Origin of the sequence: Kitasatospora sp. NPDC093558, from assembly GCF_040683475.1 — a bacterium.
Taxonomy (GTDB): Bacteria; Actinomycetota; Actinomycetes; order Streptomycetales; family Streptomycetaceae; genus Kitasatospora.
Genome location: NZ_JBFBDY010000741.1, coordinates 1 through 2,783, shown reverse-complemented (window position 1 = coordinate 2,783; position 2,783 = coordinate 1). Strand labels below are relative to the sequence as shown.

Below are 2,783 nucleotides of genomic sequence, written 5' to 3'. Positions count from 1 at the left end.
CCAGCCGGCCGCGCCGGCGAGGGCGGCGGCCGCGGTCAGCTTGCCGTAGGTGCGGCAGATCCGGCGGCCGTCCAGCAGGCCTCCGGTGCGGCGGCGCAGCCGGAGCGCGGTGAGGAGCAGGCCGACGCCGTACGAGAGCGCGTACGCGCCGGCCATGCCGGTGACGGCCCAGCGGGGCGGCAGGAGCAGGTGGCAGGCGGTGGCGAGGGCGATGTTGGTGGCGCCGATCCCCAGGGCGAGGCGGAACGGGGTGCGGGTGTCGTCGAACGCGTAGAAGCCGCGCAGGAGGAGGTACTGGGCCGAGAACGGGATGAGGCCGAGCCCGAACGCCTGCAGCATGTGGCCGATCGGCACGGCGGTGGCGGTGGCGCCGTGGGCGAAGAGGAGTTCGGCGATCTGCGGGCCGAACGCGAGGAAGGCGAACGCGGCCGGGACGATGACGACGCCGCTGATGCGCAGCGAGCGCGAGAGGTCGGCGCGGAGGTCCCCGATGCGGTGTTCGACGACCGCGCGGCTCATGCGTGGCAGCAGGGCGGTGACGAGCGTGACCGTGACGATCGACTGCGGCATCGTCCAGATCTGCTGCGCGTAGTTGTAGGCGGTGTAGCCGACGCCGTCGCGCGGCAGGGCGGTGTCGGCGGCGGACGCGAAGCGGGTGACGAGTGTGCTCGCGACGAGGTTGGTGAGGACGAACAGGAGCGTCCAGCGGGCGGTGCTCACGCTCTTGCGCAGGCCGGTGCCGCGCCAGTCGAAGCGGGGCCGCAGCCGGAAGCCGGCGGCGCGGGCGTACGGGACGAGGGAGAGCGCCTGGACGGCGAGGGCGATGGTGGTGCCGGCGCCGAGCAGGGTGACCTGTTCGGGGGTGATGCCGGAGATCTGGTCGGGGACGTTCAGGAGGCCGAGGTAGAGGCCGAACACGGCGATGAGGACGACGTTGTTGAGGACCGGTGTCCACATCATGGCGCCGAAGCGGTTCCGGGCGTTGAGGACCTGTCCGAAGATGCCGAACACGCCGTAGAGGAAGATCTGCGGCAGCAGGTAGCGGGCGAAGACCACCGTGAGTTCGAACGCGGCGTGCGTGTCGGGGGTGTCGCTCTGGTAGAGGGCGATCACGTCGGGGGCGGCCCACACCGCGAGGGCCGTGCCGGCGGCGAGGACGCACAGGACGAGCGTGACGAGGCGCTGCTCGAACGCGGCGCCGCCGTCGGGGTGTTCGGCGCGCGCCCGGACGAGCTGCGGGACGAGCACGGAGTTGAGCGCGCCGCCGATCAGCAGGAAGTACAGGCTGGTGGGCACGGTGTTGGCCTGGTTGTACGTCGTGGCGAGCAGGCCCGTGCCCAGCGCGGCGCCCTGGAGCACTTGGCGGATCAGGCCGGTGGCCCTCGATACCGCCGTCCCGGCGGCCATGAGTGCGGAGGAGCGGAGTAATCCGCCCGTCCGCTCCGGGGATGCGTGCCGTCCGCGTGGCTTCCGTCCGATCATGGATTGAACCGACGCCCGGGTGGTGGTCCGTGGTTCCCGGATCAGTCCGTCCAGAGGGTGACCGTGGCGTTCAGCAGGTAGTCGGCCGGGGCGATCGAGTCGATCTTGATGAGGGCCGTGCGCCCGCCGGGGGTCCGGAGGCAGACGAGCGAGCCGATGCTCACGTGGGCGGTCTGGCCGGGGTGCGTCATCGCCCAGTCGCGGCACTGGGCGCCGGTCGGGGCCGACTGGCCGGCCCAGATGCCGAACTGGTCGTGGTCCATCTGGATCTCGTCGTGCAGGTTGGCGGTCGTCGACGTGAAGCCGCCGGCGTAGATGCCGTGCGCGAAGCCGGCGGCGCGGGACGGCGGGGTCAGGTCGAAGTCGATGCCGCCCTCCATGGGGACGGCGACCTGGCCGCTCCAGACCTGCACGGGTCCGGTGGCCGACGGGGACGGCTTCGGCGCGGTGGCGGGCGCGGGCGCTTCCGAAGGCGAGGACACGGGCGAGGACGCGGGCGGCACCGCGGCAGAGCTCGGCGGCGGCAGGAGTTTCGCGTCGTCGCTCTTGGGCCGCACGGCCGCCCCCAGGATCAGCGCCAGCACCCCGACCGCGACCACGCCGAACCGGGCCGCGTTCGACTTCGGCCCCGGCAGGCTGATCCCCGCGCCGCTCGCGGCCTCCTTCGCGAAGGCCACGACGAAGCAGAGCAGTCCGAAGACCCATAAGGTGATCGTTCCGGCCATCGGTTCCCGTCCCCCGTACGTTCCAGCCGACATCAGGCCCGCCGATGGTAGCGGGTTCCGGGTGCGCGGGCGCCGTCAATTCCGCGCGGGGCCGCCTCGGTCGAGCGCCTCCCGGATCCGCCGGGACGGCTGGAACTCGTAGAGATCGAGGACGCCCGGCGGGTCCGCCAGACCCGGGCCGCCCGCCGACACCCAGGTGGCGATGTCGGCGGCGGCGTCCGCGTCGTTGACGAGGGCGAGCCAGACCGGGCGGCCGCCCGCGCGGCGGCCCTCGGCGGACGGCTGGACGACCATCACGTTGGCCTGCTCGCACGCGTCGAGGCAGGTGGTCGGCCGGACGGTCGCCACGCCGTCCAACGCGGCCCGCAGCTGGGCGAGTTGGGCGGCGTGGTCCACGCCGGGGACCTTCGGCGTGCCGCAGCAGCAGCCGCGGCAGACCGTCACCGTGCAGCGGGCCGCCCCGCTCTCGGCCTTCCGCGGCGCCCGGCGGCTCACCGGCCGGCCCGGGCGCGCGTCCAGGCGGCCTCGCGCAGCAGCCGCAGCCCGTTGAGGCCGACGATGACGGTCGAGCCCTCG

Annotated in this window: 3 protein-coding genes; all 3 read right to left on the bottom strand. The window is 73.6% G+C overall.

Annotation, left to right across the window (positions count from 1 at the left end):
* On the bottom strand, positions 1–1,482 hold a 1,482-nt coding region (murJ, locus tag AB0O00_RS34575; protein ID WP_363658606.1), incomplete at its 3' end, for a murein biosynthesis integral membrane protein MurJ.
* Between the two features lie 41 nt (positions 1,483–1,523).
* Positions 1,524–2,207, bottom strand: coding sequence for a hypothetical protein (locus tag AB0O00_RS34570; RefSeq protein ID WP_363658604.1), 684 nt, complete (start codon positions 2,205–2,207; stop codon positions 1,524–1,526).
* Between the two features lie 75 nt (positions 2,208–2,282).
* Entirely contained in the window at positions 2,283–2,702 is a 420-nt protein-coding gene (locus tag AB0O00_RS34565; protein ID WP_363658608.1) for a (2Fe-2S) ferredoxin domain-containing protein, read from the bottom strand.
* Positions 2,703–2,783: the final 81 nt, after the last annotated feature.